This window comes from Corynebacterium ulceribovis DSM 45146, assembly GCF_000372445.1.
GTDB classification, from domain to species: Bacteria; Actinomycetota; Actinomycetes; order Mycobacteriales; family Mycobacteriaceae; genus Corynebacterium; species Corynebacterium ulceribovis.
In genome coordinates, this window is sequence record NZ_AQUY01000002.1 from 114296 (window position 1) to 135081 (window position 20786).

Sequence of the window (20786 nt, forward strand, 5' to 3'; positions counted from 1 at the left end):
ATGCGTTCAGTGGAAGAACAACAGGCTCTGATCACCGCGGCGGCGGTGAGCCCGGAGCCAGTTCGGGTTGCCATTTCCGAAGCACTCGACTTGATGTGTGCCGAAGAAGTTGAAGCCACTGTTGCGCTGCCCGGGTTCCCGCAATCGGCGATTGATGGCTACGCCGTCCGCGCGGTCGATATGACGCCGCGACCAACCGGTGACGATGCCGACGCCCCTGCCGATGACAGTGTCGCGGAAGTGTCACTGCCGGTGGTTGGCGATGTCTCCGCTGGCTCGAAACACCCACTGCGCCTGCAACCACGGCAGGCAGTGCGGGTGGAAACCGGTGCGCCGCTGCCAACTCTGGCTGATGCGGTGTTGCCGCTGAGCTGGTCTGACCGTGGGCAGAAGCGCGTGTCGCCGCGCCGGAAAGTGAAAACCGGCGACTTTGTGCGCCGCGTTGGTGACGATATTCAGCCCGGCGATGTTGCGGTCAGCTCCGGCAGCATTATTGGTCCGGCGCAGGTGGGGTTGCTTGCGGCAGTCGGCCGGTCGAAAGTGCTGGTCCATCCGCGGCCCCGGGTGTCGATTGTGACCTTCGGCGCGGAGCTGGTCGATATTGACCGCGAACCAACTCTCGGCCAGGTTTACGACGTGAACTCCTATGCGCTGGCAGCTGCTGCCCGGGAGGCGGGCGCCGAGGTGCACCGCGTGGGTGTGGTGTCCGGCGAGCCGCGCAAAATCCGGGAAATCATTGAGTCGCAGTTGCTGCGCAGCGAAGTGTTAGTCATTTCCGGCGCTGTCGGTGGCGCCGCGGCGGACCGCTTCCGCGAGGTGCTGGCCGAACTGGGCGAGTTGGATGTCAGTCGCGTTGCCATGCACCCAGGTTCGGTGCAGGGTTTCGGCACGCTTGGTGACGATAAGATTCCGACGTTTTTGCTGCCGTCGAATCCGGTGTCTGCGTTGGTCGTATTTGAAGTGATGGTGCGGCCGCTGATTCGCATTTCCTTGGGCAAACGTAACCCACGCCGTCGCACTATTGCTGCTCGGGTGATTTCACCAGTTGACTCGGTCTGGGGTCGACGCGGTTATATCCGCGGCCAGCTGATGCGTGACCGAGATACCGGCGAGTATCTGGTGCAGCCTTTGGGCGCAGCTACTGGCGCGCCGTCGCACCTGTTAGCGGGGCTGGCAGAAGCGAACTGTTTGGTGGTTATCCCAGACGACATCACGGATATCCGTCCGGGTGATGTTGTCGAGGTGCTCTTTTTGTCCCAACGCAGCTAAGTCTGCGGCAGCTTCTTCACGGAAGGTTCGCTACCGGTGTATCTTTCAGCGCCGCCCGTTGGCCAGGGCAAACACTCGGCGATGCATCCCGGGTGGCCATATTCCACCGAGCAGGTTGCCACGCGCCGCGGCACCGTGGGGTTGCGGCCATTGCGGTGGGCTGATGGCGATGCGTGGCGACGTTTACGGGTCTCGGATGAGGAGTTGCTGCGCCCGTATGAGCCGACGGTGGCAGGGGAGTGGGCGCAGGCCCATGACCGGCAGGGCTGGCGCTCATCATTTCAGCAGTTGCGGCATTTGGCTCTGACGGGGGCGGCAGTGCCGATGGTCATTGAGGTCGATGGTCACTTCGCTGGACAGTTAACGCTCGGAAATATTGCGCATCGTCCGGTCAGCAGTTGTTGGATTGGCTATTGGGTGCATAGCAATTTCACTGGCGGCGGGGTGGCAACTGCTGCGGTGGCCCTTGGCGTGGACCATGCATTTGGCCCAGTGGGGTTGCATCGCGTGGAGGCGACGGTGCGCCCAGATAATGCTGCGTCGCGTGCGGTGTTGTCGGCGAATGGTTTTCGGCAGGAAGGGTTGCTGCGCGCTAATTTGCATATTGATGGCCGCTGGGAGGACCACTTGTTGGTGGCGCAGGTAGCAGGGGAGCATCGGCGCTCTGCGGTGGCGAGGTTGGCTGCGGCCGGTAAGTTAGAGCTGTTGTGATGCTTCTGTGACGCATGCGGCGGCGTGTTTGCACGGGCTTGAGTAACTTCATCACTAACCTGTAAAGCCAGTTATCCATATTCAGGAAGGTGGCCGTCCGTTGTCCAGTTCCCTCCTGCTCATCCTGATCGGTGTGGTCTGGCTCTTTGTGCTGGCGCCACTTGCGGTCAAGTCGATGAAGCCGATTCGTCGTACCTCCGATGCCCTCACCGAGACCCGTGTGCTGCACAAAGGTGGCTCGGAGTTGCCGACTCGGAAGCGTCGCCCGCAGGTGACGCGGGCCGATATCCGTGAGCACAACCCAGAACTCGACGACTTGGAAACGGTGGACGCCGACGAGCTGAGCGACGAAGAAGCTCAGCTGATTGTGGAGGATGAACCGGAAGCCATCATTGATGGTGATGAGGTGTTGGAACTCGAAGCCGTCGAGATCGACGATGCTGATGACGCCGACGATGCTAATGATGCTACCGATACCGAAGATGCTGACGATGCGGAATCTGAGTCTGCGGCGGAGCTAACGTCACCAAGCCCTATCATTGCGGACAGCACTGATGATTCGGTCAGCACGGACGTGCTGGCTGATGACGCGGCGGATGAAGAATGGATGTCCAGCTACGTCCTGCCGGAAGATTTGATGGTGCTTGATGACGAAAGCGAGCACCCGGAAGCTTTGGACCGCAGCTTCGCAGGGGATAGTGACCCGGAGTTTGCGGAAGCTGACGGCTCCGAAACCACTGCCGATGCTGATGATGCTGTGGCCGCTGGCGCCGGTGGGGTTGATGGCCAATTGGACGAAACAGGTGCTGTTGAGGGCGCAGCGGACGACGCGGCGGATGAAGCAGCGCTGTTGGACAGCCCAGATGAGCTGACCGAAGAGGACCTCGAGTTCCTGCGTCGGCGAAAGGGCCGCGGCTACTTGGACCCGGAAGCAGAACGTCACTATGCGGAGCTGCGATTCCAGCGCCGTCGCCGCTGGGTACTGGTGCTGCTTGGTGTGCTGGTGGCCTCCCTGATTGCCGCTGTGGTGCTGAAGTCGGCGCTGATGTGGGCGGTGCCAGTGGCTGCTGCCGGACTGCTTGGCGCGTACCTGTGGTACCTGCGTAAGACGGTGCTGGCGGAAAAGGCCCTGCGGAAGCGCCGAATTCACTACCTGCGTCGCGCGCGACTTGGTGTGCGTACTGCTGCCGCCGACGAGATGGGTATCCCGGAGCGACTGCGTCGCCCAGGCGCTGTGGTGCTGGAGATTGATGACGAAGATCCAGTCTTCGAACACCTGGAGTACACCGAGTGGCATCCAGAGCTTGACGATGAGTTCTCCGATGAGGACCACCGACACGCGGGCTAGGGGTAGCTCGCGATTTCATTGCAGACCGGTGCCGCTGCTACGATTTTGACAACGCATTTACTAGAAGAAATGTGGATTTGAAGGGTCTTCCGAAGGGGTTCGGGAGGCCCTTCTTTTGTGTTTGCTTACCTTCCGCCATATTTCTATTTGTGTCGATAGTTGATCTATCAATCCATAGGTCACACCAGTGGGCATAAGTGGTGGGAGTCACTGGCGGTACCCCATTCCTCGGGAAGTCGGAAGTTCCCAAAATGCCTGAATATAGCGATATTCACAAGGCAATCTCAGATTGGGCGTGACCTCAGGAACAACGGCTGGATCGTCGCTCAAATTGTGCATTTCCTATGCCACCATGTCGGCACCACAGAAAAATCAGAAAGGTAGTAGCCAACAATGGCACGATTCAACAACTCCCGCGCTCCGCGAACCGGCGCACGATGGACTCGCACTCTTGCTGTCACAGCAACAGCAGCTCTTGCACTCAGCGTCGCTCCGACCGCGGCTGCGCAGCCAGCAGATGCGGGAGCCGTCGGCTCTTCGGATGCTCTCGTGAGCTTCTTTAAAGCGACGTCCAAACTTTCGTCAACAAGCCCCATTGGCGGCGGGGACAGCAACACCGAAACGAACCCGCAACCGGAACCGAAGGAAACCTCGCCGCAGCTGAGCGATGAGCTGGCCACGCTGCAGCTGCTGCAAGAAGAAGAGCGCATGGCGCGGGACCTGTACCGGGCGCTTGGGGAGAAGTGGCCGGCACGGCAATTCGAGAACATCCCGAATTCGGAACAGATGCACATGGAGCAGCTGGGACAACTGCTGGATGAAGCTGGGGTGCCGCGCGCCGGGGAAGGGCTGCCTGCCGGCACCTACGCTTTCCCGGAGCTGCAGGCGCTGTATGACGGATGGCTGGAACGGGGGTTGACCTCGCGGACGGAAGCTTTCCAGGTGGGAATCGAGCTGGAGAAGCAGGACATTGCCGACCTGGAGAAGGCGCGGGATGCCGCGACCGATGAAGCCTTGAAGTCGGCATATAGCAACCTGATTGAGGCATCGAAGCGGCATCTGCAGGCGTTTACACGCGGGTTGAACGGTGGCGGGATGGGGCCGGGCCACGGCGGTCCAGGTCAGGGCGGTAACGGCCCAGGCCACGGCGGTAAGGGGCCGGGTCACGGTCGCGGCGGCTGGTAACTACAGCCCGTATCCCGGAATGGTGCCGCCACTTCCGCAGCTGAAACAGGTATCTTGTTAGCCATGAATAATCCTTGGGTCCGTGATGCCGCGCTCGTCGTTCTGCGTCTGATCCTCGGCGTCATTTTCATTGCGCATGGCTGGGACAAGGTATTTGTCGACACGATGCCAGAGACCGGCGGCCAGTTTGCGGCGCTGGGGGTGCCGCAGGCTGCGGTGTCGGCGTGGATTGCCGCGTTCGTGGAGCTGCTTGGTGGCGGCCTGCTCATCCTCGGTTTGCTGACCACAGCGGTTGCCGCGGTGCTGGCACTGGAGATGCTGCTGGCCTTTTGGTTCGCGCACGCCACGAATGGCATTTTTGTTGCCGACGGTGGTTCCGAATTAGTGTTAGCGCTATTCGGCGGGCTGATCATTCTGATTGCGTTTGGTGCAGGCCGCGCCAGCTTAGACAAGCTGTTCACTTAAGGATTCACCGAGGGTTTCACCATGGACTGCCAGGAAGTTCGGCGGGCACTATCGGCTCGTCTGGACGGCGAGGATAGCGGCGTTGACGACGATATTGTCGACGCCCACCTTGCGGGCTGCGCGGACTGCCAACGGTGGTTCGATGAAGCGGTCGCGATTAACCGCAAGCTTTCCGTTGGGCTAGCCCCAGAGCTTGAGCTGCAGGTTCCAGACCTGTCGGATGCCATTTTGTCGACGATGGATCAGTCGCCGCGTCGCCGAGTATCCGGCTGGCAGGTGGCGATTGCGCTGGCCCGCATCTCCGTGGTGCTCGTCGCGGTGTTTTTGCTGGTCTGGGCGGTGCAATTGCTGGTGGGGACAACTGCTGCCGATCAGTTCTTGCCGCTGACCACCGCTGCCAATAACCCGGCCGGCGAAGCCCAGGACCCCGTTACGGCGCGCCTGCTGGTGGACGCCGCGGCCAGCCGCATTGCGTTGGCATTCGGCCTGTTCTGGGTGGCATGGCGACCGCAGTCGGCATCAGGGGCATTGCCGATTTTCGGTGCATACACCGCGTTTTCACTGGGGTTTTCTACCCGCGACCTGGTCTTGGGTTACCTCACGCTCAGCACGATTGCGGCGCAGGTATTGCTGGTCACCGCATGCCTGGCCATTGCGGTGATTTGGGTGGGTACGGTTTTCGGCCGGCCAGACCTGTCCGCAGCGTTGCGGGGCATTGCCGCTCGGCCGGTTGACGGTTTCCAGGCTTAGTGACGGTTACTGCCACGACGGCAGCCACATCCGTAGCTCCCACCCGAGTTGCGAGACTTCCAAACCGACCATCAGCGGGAGGAAGAACAAGAACAGGGCAGTCACGGCCCCAAGGTAAATGCTGTACAACAGGGCTCCGGATGGCGCGCGGCGCAGCTTCCCCAGCAGCATGGCCAGCGCAATGATGACAAATGGGATCATCGCAGTGGCGTAGAAGAAGTACATCTGCCGGTCGTAGGTGACCACCCACGGTGCCCAGGAAGCAATGAACCCGACAACTGGCAGTGCCCATCGCCGCGATAGTCGCACTAGCCACAGCCACGTGGCCAGCAACATGACGGGGACAAGCAGCCACCACACGGCCGGGTTGCCGAAAAGCATGAGCGCTTCGTGGCACTTTCCGCCGCAGCCGTCAGTTTCTTTGTTGTAGTAGAGCATTGGGCGGCCGGACCAGAGCCACTGCCAAGGCTTGGACTCCCATGGATGCTTATGGCCGGAAGACGTGGTTAGTGAACCGTGGAAGCCGAGCACGGAGTTTTGGTAGTACACCCAGGACTGCAGAGTTTCTGGCAGCAAACCGGACCGTCCTTCGCGCGGGGCGGTGTCAGTGCCGGCAACGTGCCGGTAGACGCTGGTCTCGGAGGCGAACCAGGCCCGCCATAGCCACAGGTGAACGGCCGCTGGCACCAGCACAATGGACGCCACTGCAGCGGGCACATCGCGCAGCAGGGTGCCGACAAGGGGCCGCTTGACCCCGTAGCGGTTGCGCAATGCCCAGTCGAAGCCGAAAGTCAGCAGCCCGAACGCGGCAATGAAATACAGTCCGGACCACTTCACGCCCAACGCCAGGCCCAAGGCAATGCCAGCACCGAAACGCCACCAGCGCACACCAAAGCGCGGCCCGAGACTGCTCACAGAGACCCGGCCAGCTAGATAAGCGCTGTGCATCCGGCGGTGGACGTCGTCGCGGTCCACGATGAGAAAATAGGCGGCGAGTACGACGAAGGCTGTAAGGAAAATGTCGAGCATCCCCACGCGGGAGCTCGTCAGCAAGACTCCTTCACCAATGGCAAGGACACCGGCTGCAAACGTCGCCCAGCGGTCGTGGGTGAGGCGACGCACAATAGCCATCACCAGCAGCACCACGGCGATGCCTGCGAGCGCTGCCATGAATCGCCAGCCCAATGGGGTGTAGCCGAAGAAGAACTCTCCGACTGCCATGATTTGCTTCGACAGGGGTGGGTGGACCACCAGACCGAATCCAGGGTTGTCTTCGATGCCTCCGACCAGCGCATTGTCGGTTGACCGGAGAATCTGCCACGCCTGCGGGACGTAGTGCTTTTCGTCGAAAATCGGGGTGCCAGCGTCGCTGAGCCGGTTCAAATACATGAAGCGTGTGAGGAGCGCCAAGAAGCCGAAGAGCCCAAATATTGCCCAGTCTGCCGCCAACATCGGGTAGTGCCGCGGTGGTGCAAGCACGGGATGTTTGAAGGTGGTGGGCGCGGTTGGTTGCGCTTCGGTCGTGGCTGTCACCTCCCCGACAATAGTTGGTGTGTAACGATGGGGGCATGACCATGCATGAACCGTCGGGTGAACTCGATACTTCCCAGACTCCAATTCGGGGTGGCATTGTGGTGGCTGCAACTCCGCTAGGAAATCTGGGCGATGCCACTGACCGGCTGCGGATGGGCCTGGCGCAGGCCGATGTCATTGCTGCGGAGGACACTCGTCGGCTGCGGCAGTTGGCGAACGCGTTGGGGGTAGAACTGCGCGCGAAGGTGGTGTCTAACTTCGACCACAATGAAGCAGAACGCACGGAAGGTTTGATTGCGCAGGCGAAAGCAGGGCGCATGGTGCTGGTGGTGTCGGATGCGGGCATGCCGGTGGTGTCGGATCCGGGGTTGGCGATTGTGCAGGCTGCCCACGACGCGGATGTGCCAGTGACATGTCATCCGGGCCCGTCAGCGGTGACAACCGCCCTTGTGCTGTCGGGTCTGAACGTTGGTCATTTTGCTTTCGACGGTTTCGCTCCGCGGAAGCAGGGTGCGCGCCGGGCCTGGCTGGAGACGCTGCGCACGGAACGTCGTGCGGTGTGCTTTTTTGAGTCGCCCCATCGGTTGGATAAGACGTTGGCGGACGCAGTTGCGGTGCTTGGCCCGGATCGGCGGGCGGCGGTGTGCCGCGAGCTGACGAAGCTGCATGAGGAGGTTCGCCGAGGCACCCTCGCGGAGCTTGCGGCTTGGGCGGTCGATGGTGCGCGCGGTGAAATCACCGTGGTCATTGAGGGCGCGTCGGCTGCTGACGCTGCCCCGGATTTGGCGGAGCTTGTCAGCCAGGTGCAGGAGTTGGTGGGGCAGGGGATGCGGATGAAGGCGGCGTGCCGACAGGTTGCGGCGGGCTTTGCTGGGGTGTCCGTCAATGAGCTTTATGACGCTACCATCGCCGAGAAATCTTAATTGTTATGTCAATGTAATGTCTGTCCCAGTTGGTGGGGACACCCAGCGGTGGAGCACATCACGGCGCGATAACAGTGTGCCGGCGAGTGGCAACATTGACGCTCAGTGATTAGCCAACCAGGGAAATCTGCGTAACCCTGGAAGTTATGTCTGAGCAGAACCATAGCGAGTCGATAGAAGAAGCTGAGAGTCCGAACACTACCGTCGTCACTGAAACCACCGCACCATTGCCAACCGAGGAGGATGTCCCGTTGGCAATCGACGATACCGATGGTCCCCTCATTGACTGGACTGTGACCGGCATGGCCGGAATCGCGATCGTCGCCGTTCTGTTGTGGGGCCTCATCGCCCCAGACCACTTCGCCACCTTCGCCAACGACACCTTGAGCAGCGTTGTCGACAACTTCGGCTGGCTGTTTGTCCTCAATGGCACCATCCTGGTGTTCTTCGTGCTGGCAATCGCCGTCTCCCGCTTCGGTGCCATCAAACTGGGCAAAGATGATGAGGAACCGGAGTTCCACTACGTCTCTTGGATTGCGATGATGTTCGCCGCCGGTATGGGCATCGGTTTGATGTTCTACGGTGCTGCCGAACCGCTGACCTACTACTCCGATGGCGTACCTGGCCACCAGCCACATGAGGTTGGCACTGCCATGGCTACCACCATGTTCCACTGGACCTTGCACCCGTGGGCGCTCTACGCCATTGTTGCCATGTCGATCGCATACGGCTCTTTCCGCTTGGGTCGTAAGCAGCTGATTTCCGCGGCGTTCATCCCGCTCATTGGTGCCCGCGCCGCCGAAGGCGTCATCGGCAAGCTCATTGATGCGCTCGCAATTTTCGCCACCGTTTTCGGTACCGCAGCTTCGCTGGGTCTGGGCGCGGCACAGATTAAGGCCGGCCTGTCGATTAATGAGATCATTACTAACCCAGGCAACCTCACCTTCGTGGGCATCGTGGTCATCCTGGGACTCGGCTACCTGGCCTCAGCACTGTCGGGTGTGAGTAAAGGTATTCAACTGCTGTCCAACACCAACATGGTGCTGGCTGGCTTGGTGGCACTCTTCGTCTTTGTGCTGGGCCCAACGGTCGCCATCCTGAACCTCATCCCAACATCCATTGCCAACTACTTCGACCAGTTCTTTGAGATGGCGGGCCGCACCGCGGACTCCGCAAATGGCACCGCCGGTGAATGGCTCGGCGGCTGGACCATCTTCTACTGGGCATGGTGGCTGTCTTGGTCCCCATTCGTTGGTATGTTCCTGGCCCGCATTTCCCGCGGCCGCACCATCCGCGAATTCGTCTTCGGCGTGCTGCTGGTGCCATCAGCGGTGTCCGTCGTCTGGTTCGCCATCTTCGGTGGCTCGGCGATTAAGGCCGAACAGGCCGGCGAATCAATCGCCGCTGACTCGGTGGAAGAACAGCTCTTCGGCCTGCTGGACTCCTTCCCAGCTGGCACCGCCGCTTCGATGATTGCCATGGTTTTGCTGGCGACCTTCTTCATCACCTCCGCGGACTCTGCCTCAACCGTGATGGCCACCATGAGCCAGAACGGCCGACTGGCAACCTCCCGCTGGGTCGTGGCCTTCTGGGGTATTGCCACCGGCGCGATTGCACTGTTGCTGCTGCTCACCGGCGGTGAAGATGCCCTGGGTAATGTCCAGTCGGTCACCATTTTGGCGTCTACACCATTCGTCTTCGTCATTATCGGCCTGATGATTTCGCTTACCCGCGGCCTCACACAAGACCCGATGTACCTGGACCAGCGCGAACAACGTATCTTCGCGCTGCAGATGGCCCGTGAGCGCCGCATCCGCGAAGCCGCTGAACGCAAGGAAGTACAGGCGCAGCGCCGCAGCGAAAACCAACTTCGACGGCAAACCCAGCGCGACGAACGTGCTCGTCAAAAAGCTCTGAAGTTCAAATAAACCCCCGGTGCACTGAAGTACCCCGCGTCCACTAGGCTTGTTACCCATGTCGAAGACTGTGCTGACTGCTGTTGCCTGGCCATATGCAAATGGTCCCCGCCATATTGGCCACGTGGCCGGGTTTGGTGTGCCATCGGACGTGTTTGCCCGTTACCAGCGAATGGCGGGCAATGACGTTCTGATGGTGTCCGGCACCGACGAGCACGGCACTCCGCTGCTGGTACAAGCCGAAAAAGAAGGCGTCACCGTCCAGGAACTGGCGGACCGCTACAACCGGCAGATTGTGCAGGACCTGGCGGGCCTTGGCCTGTCCTACGACCTGTTTACCCGCACCACCACCCGTAATCACTACGCCGTGGTGCAAGAGCTTTTCCGTGGCCTGCACGACAATGGCTACATGATCCGCCAAATCACCATGGGCGCGATCAGCCCATCGACTGGCCGCACCCTGCCGGACCGCTACATCGAAGGCACCTGCCCAATTTGTGGTGCCAGCGGCGCCCGCGGTGACCAGTGTGACAACTGCGGTAACCAGCTCGACCCGTCCGACCTCATCGACCCAGTGTCGAAAATCAACGGCGAAACCCCGAAGTTCGTTGAAACGGAACACTTCCTGCTGGACCTGCCGGCCCTCGCTGAAGCGCTCGGCGCATGGCTGAAGGAACGCGAAGACTGGCGTCCGAATGTGCTGAAGTTCTCCCTGAACCTGCTGGAGGACCTGCGGCCACGCGCGATGACCCGTGACATCGACTGGGGTGTGCCAATTCCACTGGACGGCTGGGCAGATAACAACGCTAAGAAGCTGTACGTGTGGTTTGACGCGGTGGTTGGCTACCTGTCTGCCTCCATCGAATGGGCCGTGCGCAGCGGCGACCCAGAAGCATGGCGCAAGTGGTGGAATGCCGACGCCGAGTCCTACTACTTCATGGGTAAGGACAACATCACGTTCCACTCCCAGATTTGGCCAGCAGAACTGCTCGGTTACCAGGGCACCGGCGCTAAGGGCGGCGACGCAGGCGAGTTCGGCATGCTGAACCTGCCAACCGAGGTTGTCTCCTCCGAGTACCTGACCATGTCCGGCTCGAAATTCTCCTCCTCCAAGGGCGTCGTCATTTACGTCAAGGACTTCCTGGCGGAATTCGGCGCCGACCCACTGCGCTACTTCATCGCAGTTGCCGGCCCAGAAAACAACGACACCGACTTCACCTGGGATGAATTCGTGCGCCGCGTCAACAATGAGTTGGCGAACGAGTGGGGCAACCTGGTCAACCGCACGGTGTCCATGGCCCACAAAAACTTCGGCGCGGTGCCAACCCCAGGGGAGCTTATTGACGCCGATCTCGAGCTGCTTGACGAAGCTGCCGCCGCCTTCGACCTTGTTGGCGACGCACTGAGCAAATCCCGGTTCAAGGCAGGTATCACCGAAGCGATGCGCATTGCCGGTCGGGCAAACCAGTACATTGCTGCGCAGGAACCATGGAAGCTCGCGAAGGATGAGAGCCAGCGCGAACGCCTCGCGACCGTGCTGCATACTGCACTGCAGGTGGTTTCGGATGTCAACACCATGTTGACGCCATACCTGCCGGAAAGTGCGCAGAAGATTCACGAAACCCTGGGCCGCACCGGCATCTGGGCTGCGATGCCACAGATTGAAGAAGTCACCGACGACTTTGATGTCGAAGTGCAGGGCGTCGGCGTGCCAGAGGCTGGCCGCAGCTACCCAATCATCACCGGCAACTACCAGGACCAGCAGGCGCACTGGGGTCGTACCCCAATGGAGCCAGGAACCGAACTGGCGAAGCCCAAGCCACTATTCCAGAAGCTGGACGTGGAGCTTGGCGAAACCGGTCCGGAATGGGCACCGGTGCAGCCCAAAGAATCCGAATAGGAGAACGGAGACCCCGCCGCAATGGCCCGCAAACCCCGCCCAATTGCACAACCAGCTGAATACCTGACCCCACTATTTGACGCGCACACCCACTTGGCCAGTACTGGTGCCAAGACTGCCGAAGAGGTCAAAGAACTGCTGGATAAGGCGGAAGCAGCTGGCGTGGTGGGAGTCTGCACCGTCGGCGATGGCCTAGCTGAGGCCGAGCTTGCGGCGGAACACGCCACCATGGACCCGCGGGTGTGGGCAGCCGTTGCCATTCACCCGACTCGGGCGAAAGAGCTGGTGTACAGCGACGATGTGAAAGCGCGCCTGGCTGAATTGGCAGCGCAGCCGCGGGTCGTGGCAGTCGGGGAAACCGGGCTGGACTGGTACTGGCTCGAAGACATGGACAACTGTGCGAACCGGGAAGAGCAAGAAGAATCGTTGCGGTGGCATGCGAAGCTGGCCCAATCCGTCAATAAGCCCCTTATGATTCACAACCGAGAAGCTGACACGGACCTGCTACGGGTGCTGGCGGATATCGAACCGGTAACAACGGTGATTTTGCATTGCTTTTCGTCGCCGCTGGCGGTGGCGGAAGAGGCGATTGAGCGCGGATATGTGCTGTCTTTTGCGGGAAACGTCACATTTAAGCGCAATGACGAACTGCGCGCCGCAGCGAAACTGTGCCCGCAGGATCAGATTCTTGTGGAGACCGATGCGCCGTATATGACTCCGGAACCATTCCGTGGATCCCGCAATTCATCTGGGATTATTGGCCATACCGCGCGGTTGCTCGCCGATGTTCGGGGGGATGCGCCAGAAGAATTGGCTGCCACTGTGACCGCAAATGCGCGACGAATTTACGACATCAGCTAAAAATAAAACCATTCGACAAGCGGTTGCTGTTATCGTATTGTGATGTTCATTGTTTGCTCGGCCATTGAAGACCGGCCAGCCGAGCTAAAGACTTAGGAAGTACCTCACAGTGGCACGACACAAGCGCACTATTAACCGCCTGAATAGCTCTTCATCGACCACGCTGCGCCTAGCAACCGGCGGCATGCTGATGACCCTGGTAGCTGGCGGTGGTGCTGCAGTAGCCAACGCGAAAACCATCACCCTGGACGTCAACGGGGAAGCCGTCGAGCTGACCACCGTGCGCGGCAATGTTGCCTCCGTCCTGAAGCAGGCCAACATTGAGGTCAGCGATAAAAGCGTAGTGACACCGGGCATTGACCAAGTAGTGGCGAATAACGACACCATTACCGTTCGGAACCTGCGCCCAGTGACCCTGTCGATTGACGGGGAAAACAAGCAGATTATGTCCACCGCGCTTACCATCGATGAGCTGGTTGAACAGGTCGGAAACTTAGACGGTAAAACCGTCACCAACGCTGCACTCAATGCCGAAATCCCTGATGACGGCATGGAAGTGAAGGTGCGCACCCCACACGACATCACCGTCAAAGACGGCGCTGGCCGCACCGTGAAGATGAACATTGCTGGCTCCACCGTCGAGGAAGTCCTTGAAGAGCGCGGTGTCGAACTTGGCGAACACGATAAGGTCACCCCGGCGCTGGATGCGAAGGTCACTGACGGCACCGCCATCAAGATCACTCGTGTGGAGAAGAAGCAGGTCACCGAGACTGAAACCTTTGAAGCGAAGCCGGAGTACACCGATGACCCAGAAATGACCGAAGGTGACGAAGAAGTCACCGAAGAGGGCGTCGACGGTGAAAAGGAAGTTCTGTACACCGTGACCATGGTCAACGGTAAGGAATCTGACCGGAAGTCCGTCTCCGCGAAGGAACTGAAGGCCGCGAAAGCCGCGAAGATTACTCGTGGCACCAAGCCAAAGAATGAAGCACCAGCTGTCGCCAACGGCAGCGTCTGGGACCAGCTGGCACAGTGCGAAGCTGGCGGCGACTGGTCGATTAACACCGGCAATGGTTTCTCCGGTGGCCTGCAGTTCACCCCATCGACGTGGGCAGCATTCGGCGGCACTGAGTACGCCCCAGCAGCCCATATGGCCTCCCGTGAGCAGCAGATTGCGGTTGCCGAGAAGGTTCGCGCAGGTCAGGGTTGGGGAGCATGGCCAGCCTGTACTGCGAAGATGGGCCTGCGGTAGTCCAGTAGCTACGCTGAAGTTGTGACCGACCAAAACTCCACTGTCCAACTGCTTGGCCCCGTTGAAATTCGGACGCTCGCCGAGCAGCTTGGTATTTCGCCTACGAAAAAACTGGGCCAGAACTTTGTGCACGACCCGAATACGGTTCGGCGCATTGTTACCGCCGGTGGTGTCACCGCCGATGACCATGTCGTTGAAGTGGGCCCCGGTCTGGGTTCACTGACGTTGGCGCTGCTGGAGGTCGCACGGCACGTCACAGCGATTGAGATTGACCCGCCGCTTGCTGCCCAACTGCCGACGACCGTGGGGGAGCGGGCACCGAGCAAAGCCGAGAACCTCGACGTGGTGCTCTCTGACGCGCTGGTGGTCTCCGGCGCGGACCTTGGCGCCCCATCGGCGCTGGTAGCGAACCTGCCGTATAACGTCGCGGTTCCGGTGCTGCTGCATCTGCTGGCAGAGGTTCCGTCCCTGCGCCGCGTCCTCGTGATGGTGCAGTTGGAGGTCGCCGAACGCCTCGCCGCGGAACCGGGCAGCCGCACCTACGGCGTCCCATCGGTCAAGGCCGGTTTTTATGGCACCGTCCGCCGCGCCGGAACCGTCGGCCCAAACGTATTCTGGCCAGTGCCGAAAGTTGATTCCGGCTTGGTCTATATGGAGCTTTTTGACGAAAACACCGCGCCGTGGCCCGTGACGGAAGAACTGCGGCGGAAAGTGTGGCCGCTGGTGGATGCCGCTTTTGCTCAGCGTCGGAAGACACTTCGCGTGGCATTGGGCACGGTATATGGCAGCCCAGCTGCCGCGGAGCAGGCGCTGGTGGCGGCGGGCATTGACCCGAAGTTGCGGGGTGAAAAGCTCACTACCGCGCAGTTTGTGCACCTCGCGCAGCTGTCCTAGAAGCGCCTTGAGTACAATGACGGCATTGTGAACTATGACCACCGCAATGCTGGCTCCGCCCCAGTAACCGCTGTTGCCCACGCCAAGGTGAATTTGCACCTGGGGGTTGGGGATTGCCGTAGCGACGGCTTCCATGATTTGGTGAGCGTTTTTCAGTCGGTGGACTTGGCAACTCGCGTCACCTTGACTCCGTTGGATTGGGCGTTGGAGTCCGCGGAGTCTGCGGTCCATAAGCTGACGGTTGCCGGCCCAGATGCCGCCGACATCCCCACCGATCAGTCCAATTTGGCGTGGCGGGCAATCGACCTAGCGATGGAACGCGGTTTCGTCCGCTCGGATGAATGCGTGCCAGTCGACATTCATATCGACAAAGCGATTCCGGTGGCCGGTGGTATGGCTGGTGGTTCCGCTGATGCGGCAGCAGCATTGGTGGCGGCGAATGAACTGTGGCAGTTAGGTCTGACTCGCGAAGACCTCTTCGAAGTCGCGGCGGAACTTGGTTCTGATGTGCCGTTTTGCCTGCATGGCGGGACCGCTATTGGTACCGGTCGTGGGGAAGAGTTGACCCAGGTGCTCACCCGTGGGCAGCTACACTGGGCATTAGCCTTTTTTGATGAGGGACTCGGCACACCACAAGTATTCCGTCGCCTCGATGAACTGCGCACTGACCTAACCCGGCCAGATAACTATGCGCGGCTTGCGCAGCCAATGGAATTGTTGCGTGCTTTAGCTAGCGCTGACATCCAATCCGTCGCAAAGCACTTGCACAATGACCTGCAGATACCTGCAACGGAGATGCGCGCTGATGTCGCTCGCATCCTGCAGGTGGGGACCGACGCTGGGGCGTTGGGCGCATTGGTGTCGGGTAGCGGTCCGACCTGTGCCTTCCTGTGCGAGTCGGCGGAGGTAGCACTGCAGGTGGCAGATGAGCTGGCGGCTAACCCAGAATGTGGCCGGGTGCTCACGACCAGTTCGCCAGCCACTGGCGCGCATTTAGTGAAGTAACTGGTTAAGTAGTTGGACACGTAAAACGACAATCGGAGTGAGGTAGTTCGTGGCAGCCCATCCAGTAAACCTGGTCAATGCGGAAAATGTGACGCTGAATTATGGCCTGAAGACGGTGCTGGACGAGGTGAGTCTGGGCGTCCAAAAGGGCGACCGCATCGGCGTTGTTGGCCTTAATGGCGGTGGTAAATCCTCCCTGTTACGCGTGTTGACGCATACCGAAGAGCCGAACTCCGGCCGAGTTTCGCATATGACGGACCTGCGGATGGCTGTGGTGACCCAGCAGGCCAATCTTGATGACGACGCCACCATTGCTGATGTCGTGCTAGCCCCGTTGGGGCTGGCGGAGTACGAATGGGCCTCGCAGGCGCGGATTCGTGACATTCTGGAGGGCCTCGGCCTGACAGATTTGGGGCTCGACACGAAAGTAGGGGAGCTGTCCGGTGGCGAACGCCGTCGCACAAACCTCGGTGCGGCGCTGGTGCGCGAACTTGACCTGCTGGTGCTGGATGAGCCGACCAACCACCTGGATATTGAAGGCGTGGAATGGCTGGCGCAGCACCTGCTGGCCCGGGACTGCGCCCTCGTGGTTGTCACACACGACCGTTGGTTCCTTGACACAGTGGCGACGCTGACGTGGGAAGTCCATGACGGACAGGTTGATGTGTATGAAGGCGGCTATAACGACTGGGCGTTTGCCCGGGCGGAACGAGCGCGCCAAGCCGATGCGATGGAACAGCGCCGCCAGAATCTGGCGCGCAAAGAATTGGCTTGGTTGCGCCGCGGTGCACCAGCGCGCACCTCGAAGCCGCGCTACCGCATTGAAGCTGCTGAAGCGCTGATTGCGGATGTGCCGGCGCCGCGAAACAAGATTGAACTGATGAAGTTCTCGCAGCGCCGCCAAGGCAAGATTGTGGTGAACCTGGAAGATGCGACGCTGGCATCGCCGGATGGTCGAGTGCTGGTCGAAGACCTGACGTGGCGGCTCGCGCCGGGCGAACGCATCGGCCTCGTTGGTGTGAATGGTTCCGGTAAAACCACACTGTTGCGGGCGATTGCTGGGGAAAAGGAATTGGAATCGGGCCGACGCACCGAAGGCAAAACGGTGCGGTTGGGTTGGCTGCGCCAGGAACTCGATGATCTGCCAATGGACATGCGTGTGCTCGATGCTGTTGAAGATGTCGCGGCGCGCATCGATTTCGGTAAAGGTGAACTGACCGCATCGCAGCTAGCGGAGCGGCTCGGCTTTTCCCCGAAACGGCAGCGCACCCCGATCAAAGACCTCTCCGGTGGTGAGCGCCGCAGGCTCCAGCTGACCCGCGTCCTGATGTCCGAGCCGAACCTACTGCTTCTTGACGAGCCAACAAACGACTTGGACATTGACACCCTGCAGGAACTAGAAGACCTGCTGGATAACTGGCCGGGCACACTCGTGATCATTTCGCACGACCGCTACTTGGTGGAACGAGTTTGTGACGTCACTTATGCACTGTTTGGCGATGGCAAGCTGACCAACCTGCCAGGAGGAATCGAATCCTATTTGGCGCGACGTCGGGAGCTTGCGGCTGCGGACATTGGTGGGGCTGCCCCAAAACGTCAACAAGCCCAGAAGGGCGGGGACACCGCGGAAACCGCAACGGCCGCACCAAAGTTGAGCAACCAGCAGCAGCGGGAATTGCATAAGGAAATGTCGAAGATTGAACGGCAGATGCAGAAACTGCAGCAGAAGGAAACGCAGCTGGAGGCCGAACTGGCGGCCGTGAGCGCGGACATCGCCAACCTGGATACCGCGAAGTTGGCGGAGTTGGATAAGGAACGTCAGGAAGTAGCTGAGCAGCGCGAAGGGCTCGAAATGCGCTGGCTGGAGATTGGTGAAGAGCTGGAAGGGTAGTACGGTTGAACGTCTATGGCTAAGAAGTCGAAGAAGAGCAGCAAGATTGAATCCGCCGGTATCGTAGCGACGAACCGGAAAGCTCGGCATGACTTTAATATCCTAGAGACCTACGAAGCGGGCATTGCGCTGGTAGGTACCGAGGTGAAAGCACTGCGGGAAGGCAAAGCGAGCCTGGTTGACGCTTTTGCCACCATCGATGACGGTGAAGTGTGGCTGCGCGGGCTGCATATCCCGGAGTATTCGCATGGCACCTGGACGAACCACCCGCCGAAACGCAACCGCAAACTGCTGCTGCACCGCGGGGAGATTGACTCGCTGATGGGCAAAGTGCGTGACGGCAATAAAACCCTGCTACCGCTGAGCCTGTATTTCAAGAACGGCCGGATGAAAGTCGAACTTGGGCTTGCGCAGGGTAAACAGGATTATGACAAGCGGCAGGATATTAAACGTCGCACGGAAGAGCGAGAGATTACTCGGGAGCTGGGCCGGAAAATCAAGGGCATCAACGCCTAGTGCAGTACATTTATTTTTTTCCTATAATTCCAGGTAGAGTGATGAAAATAGCTATCAGTAGGATGGCTTTGCACACAAACTAGGCTTTAGTTAATGCCGTTAGGGTTAACGCACATGACTATCAACAACACTGTGAATCGGACGAACTCCATCGATTCAGTGATTCATGAAGCAGCACGTGCCAGCTTCATCCACCAGGGCGTGCGAAAGACGACCATTGCGTCGATTGCCCGTGATGCCCGAGTATCCCGGCCGACAGTGTATGTGCGATATAAAAGCGTGGACGAAGCGTTGGCACAGGTGTTGCGTGCTGACGCAATGAAAGTGCTGGAAGTGATACCAGACCACGCCACGACCGTTAACGAGATTGTGGAATGCGTGCTGGCTTTGGAAACTGCGCTGCGGACCAATGAGCTGTACGCGTCCCTGATTGAATCGGATCCGCGCGTGTTCACCTTCGCGATTTTCCAGAATCAAGCGCCGCCGCAATTGCTGGCGAACCAGCGGATGGAAACGCTGATTAAGCAGGTTCAAGAAGCACAAAGCTCCGGCTGTGGGGGCGGTGGTCGATTGATTCGGCAGGGTGACGCACACCGTATGGCTACGATGCTGCTGTTTATGATTCAAACCACAGCATTTTCGGTGGATGCGCTGGCGCAGGTGCTTGGCGGGTTGGACGCTGCGCGCGAAGAGTTTGGGGTGCAGGTGCTCAACTACCTCAGTGACTGCGAACGAAGCTGCGGGACGGTTGGCGCGTAAGGCTCTTGACCTTGTGATATAAGGCGGCTAGGATGAATTATCCGCTTGGTTGAAGTGCGTACCCGCTGAGCGGCAAATGGGGTCGATCGGTTTCGACTTCGTTTATTTAGCTAGGGGAAGCGTGCCGGTGCAGGCTAGAGACCACCGTAAGCGTCGTAGCAACCAATAAACGCAGAGAAGAACTCTCAGCGTGACTACGCCCTCGCTGCCTAATTAACCCAGCGACCGCGTGTCTGTCAGCCCGGACGGGTCATCGGTCCGGATCCTGGCATCAGCTAGATGACTCACCCCGCACCTGAGTCACCGGGAGTGCAGGGGGACACCACACTGGTGACTGGGCCCGTCTTCTGAACATGTTTGGCTGAGTCAGAGGGTCGAGTAAGGCGAAAACCGCCATTCTGCGCACGGAGAAGCCCTAGCAAAGAGACGAAGGACCCGGGTTCAATTCCCGGCGACTCCACTGACAAACCCCCAGTTCCTATGTAGGAGCTGGGGGTTTGTTGTTTCGTGCATCTCCCAGCCTCGCTAGAAACGCAATGCCGCCCTAAGGCGTAATGCGTCAACTTAGGGAAAGAGGTAACCTAGCGATCGGCTGTGGAGGATTGGGGGCCTATTCATCTCGTGGTGGCCGGTCGGTTGAACCGGCTCTACCACGCTGGAATACATCAGCTCATCCGGAACATTGCCCGGGGCAGCACACGTATCCTTCTCCGCGCCAACCACTGCACCGAAACGTTAGGTAACGTGACTAATTTCTGTGCGTCATCCGTGCACGGAATCTCAATAAATAAATCTGCGGCCTTGGCATGTGCCGCCCAAGTACACGCCGGGCCCGCGGCAACGGCGTGGAGGACGACGATGTCTAATTCATCGGGAGCATCGCTGAGCAGATTCCGTCGGAAAGCGTGGACTAAAAGCGTACGGGCACGGCCTCGGGGAGGTAGGCCGCTTGCGGGAGAGTAAGGAGCGTACCCGCTAGCTGTGGTCTACCCAGCGCAACAGACTATATAGAAAACGAGTGGAGCCAGGCATGAAATTACTGCCGTGGTGGAAGAAAGGGTCAAGCGAGGTCGTAATGATTCGCCCAGGCGTTGACGAGCTGTCTTCCAGAACAATCGCGCCAACTTCTTCCCAGTTCCCGGCAGCATTCTTCTCGTCCAGACGAACCAGTGTCTGCGCCCCGGCCGATTCGCTAAGGTAAGCGCCATGGTGATGCCAAATAGTGGCCTTGGAAGTCAGGTACTTCCAGGCTGGATGCGTTGGCGAATCCAAACGAATTCCTGGGTCTTCACCCACAGACCACCACCAGAAATTGGTAGGCCGATCCATATGAATAAGGCCAGGTACCCAGGTTTCGGCTTCATTAATGCCCAGGACAACCAAGGTGTTGCCACGCTGTGCAACTTCAAGGAACTCGTCGGCATGGGCGCGAACCAGGTCTGGGTGCATACGGTCGGCCAGAATCACTGTCTCGAATCCGTCCAAATCACCTGGCTGCAGCTTCGGCAGGTAGAACCAGGTTGGCTGATGGGCAAGTACAGCCGGGTCTCGCATTGTGGTCAGGTGAAAATAGCAGCCATTATGCACAATCGCGAGGCGGCTAGCGTC

The 20786-nt window shown here is 59.7% G+C and carries 18 protein-coding genes and 1 other RNA gene; 17 read left to right on the forward strand and 2 right to left on the reverse strand.

Annotated elements, in window-relative coordinates; translation table 11 throughout:
* The 6 genes from glp (at nt 1) to A3EC_RS11565 (ending at nt 5728) form a co-directional block, all read left to right on the forward strand.
* Entirely contained in the window at nt 1–1269 is a 1269-nt protein-coding gene (glp, locus tag A3EC_RS0106045; protein WP_018024285.1) for a molybdotransferase-like divisome protein Glp, read from the forward strand.
* A 36-nt stretch (nt 1270–1305) separates the two neighbouring features.
* Nucleotides 1306–1980: a GNAT family N-acetyltransferase gene (locus tag A3EC_RS0106050; RefSeq protein WP_018024286.1), complete on the forward strand. Its 675-nt coding sequence runs from the start codon at nt 1306–1308 to the stop codon at nt 1978–1980.
* Between the two features lie 100 nt (nt 1981–2080).
* Nucleotides 2081–3328, forward strand: a complete 1248-nt coding sequence (gene sepX / locus A3EC_RS0106055) for a divisome protein SepX/GlpR (RefSeq protein ID WP_018024287.1) — start codon at nt 2081–2083, stop codon at nt 3326–3328.
* A gap of 393 nt (nt 3329–3721) precedes the next feature.
* The gene (locus tag A3EC_RS11560; protein ID WP_018024288.1) at nt 3722–4513 is read left to right on the forward strand and encodes a ferritin-like domain-containing protein; all 792 of its coding nucleotides are present in this window, start codon (nt 3722–3724) and stop codon (nt 4511–4513) included.
* Nucleotides 4514–4576: 63 nt separating this feature from the next.
* Nucleotides 4577–4978 carry a DoxX family protein gene (locus A3EC_RS0106065; RefSeq protein ID WP_018024289.1) on the forward strand — a complete coding sequence of 134 codons (402 nt, stop codon included), beginning with the start codon at nt 4577–4579 and terminating at the stop codon, nt 4976–4978.
* Between the two features lie 21 nt (nt 4979–4999).
* The gene (locus A3EC_RS11565) at nt 5000–5728 is read left to right on the forward strand and encodes a zf-HC2 domain-containing protein (RefSeq protein WP_018024290.1); all 729 of its coding nucleotides are present in this window, start codon (nt 5000–5002) and stop codon (nt 5726–5728) included.
* 6 nt (nt 5729–5734) lie between these two features.
* Here the strand turns inward: A3EC_RS11565 and A3EC_RS0106075 are convergent, their stop codons facing one another.
* Nucleotides 5735–7261 (reverse strand): dolichyl-phosphate-mannose--protein mannosyltransferase, encoded by a 1527-nt coding sequence (locus A3EC_RS0106075; protein ID WP_018024291.1) that lies wholly within the window; start codon nt 7259–7261, stop codon nt 5735–5737.
* A 35-nt stretch (nt 7262–7296) separates the two neighbouring features.
* Here A3EC_RS0106075 and rsmI point away from each other — a divergent pair, with 35 nt between their 5' ends.
* From rsmI to ssrA, 11 genes are all read left to right on the forward strand, one after another.
* Complete coding sequence (rsmI, locus tag A3EC_RS0106080; RefSeq protein ID WP_018024292.1) at nt 7297–8184, forward strand: 16S rRNA (cytidine(1402)-2'-O)-methyltransferase; 888 nt, start codon at nt 7297–7299, stop codon at nt 8182–8184.
* A gap of 146 nt (nt 8185–8330) precedes the next feature.
* Nucleotides 8331–10112 carry a BCCT family transporter gene (locus A3EC_RS11570; RefSeq protein ID WP_018024293.1) on the forward strand — a complete coding sequence of 594 codons (1782 nt, stop codon included), beginning with the start codon at nt 8331–8333 and terminating at the stop codon, nt 10110–10112.
* 46 nt (nt 10113–10158) lie between these two features.
* The gene (metG, locus tag A3EC_RS0106090) at nt 10159–12000 is read left to right on the forward strand and encodes a methionine--tRNA ligase (protein ID WP_018024294.1); all 1842 of its coding nucleotides are present in this window, start codon (nt 10159–10161) and stop codon (nt 11998–12000) included.
* Nucleotides 12001–12021: 21 nt separating this feature from the next.
* A complete protein-coding gene (locus A3EC_RS0106095) occupies nt 12022–12861 on the forward strand; it encodes a TatD family hydrolase (protein ID WP_018024295.1) in 840 nt (279 codons plus the stop codon).
* Nucleotides 12862–12970: 109 nt separating this feature from the next.
* Nucleotides 12971–14113, forward strand: a complete 1143-nt coding sequence (locus A3EC_RS0106100; protein WP_018024296.1) for a resuscitation-promoting factor — start codon at nt 12971–12973, stop codon at nt 14111–14113.
* A 21-nt stretch (nt 14114–14134) separates the two neighbouring features.
* Nucleotides 14135–15007, forward strand: coding sequence for a 16S rRNA (adenine(1518)-N(6)/adenine(1519)-N(6))-dimethyltransferase RsmA (gene rsmA, locus A3EC_RS0106105; protein ID WP_018024297.1), 873 nt, complete (start codon nt 14135–14137; stop codon nt 15005–15007).
* A 27-nt stretch (nt 15008–15034) separates the two neighbouring features.
* Complete coding sequence (locus A3EC_RS11575) at nt 15035–16012, forward strand: 4-(cytidine 5'-diphospho)-2-C-methyl-D-erythritol kinase (protein WP_018024298.1); 978 nt, start codon at nt 15035–15037, stop codon at nt 16010–16012.
* A 49-nt stretch (nt 16013–16061) separates the two neighbouring features.
* Nucleotides 16062–17903 (forward strand): ABC-F family ATP-binding cassette domain-containing protein, encoded by a 1842-nt coding sequence (locus A3EC_RS0106115; protein WP_018024299.1) that lies wholly within the window; start codon nt 16062–16064, stop codon nt 17901–17903.
* Between the two features lie 15 nt (nt 17904–17918).
* Nucleotides 17919–18419: an SsrA-binding protein SmpB gene (smpB, locus tag A3EC_RS0106120; RefSeq protein WP_018024300.1), complete on the forward strand. Its 501-nt coding sequence runs from the start codon at nt 17919–17921 to the stop codon at nt 18417–18419.
* Between the two features lie 114 nt (nt 18420–18533).
* Nucleotides 18534–19178 carry a TetR/AcrR family transcriptional regulator gene (locus tag A3EC_RS0106125; RefSeq protein WP_018024301.1) on the forward strand — a complete coding sequence of 215 codons (645 nt, stop codon included), beginning with the start codon at nt 18534–18536 and terminating at the stop codon, nt 19176–19178.
* A 78-nt stretch (nt 19179–19256) separates the two neighbouring features.
* Nucleotides 19257–19641: a transfer-messenger RNA gene (ssrA, locus tag A3EC_RS12740) on the forward strand.
* Between the two features lie 512 nt (nt 19642–20153).
* Here ssrA and A3EC_RS0106130 read toward each other — a convergent pair.
* Complete coding sequence (locus tag A3EC_RS0106130) at nt 20154–20732, reverse strand: hypothetical protein (RefSeq protein WP_245532955.1); 579 nt, start codon at nt 20730–20732, stop codon at nt 20154–20156.
* Nucleotides 20733–20786 lie beyond the last annotated feature (54 nt).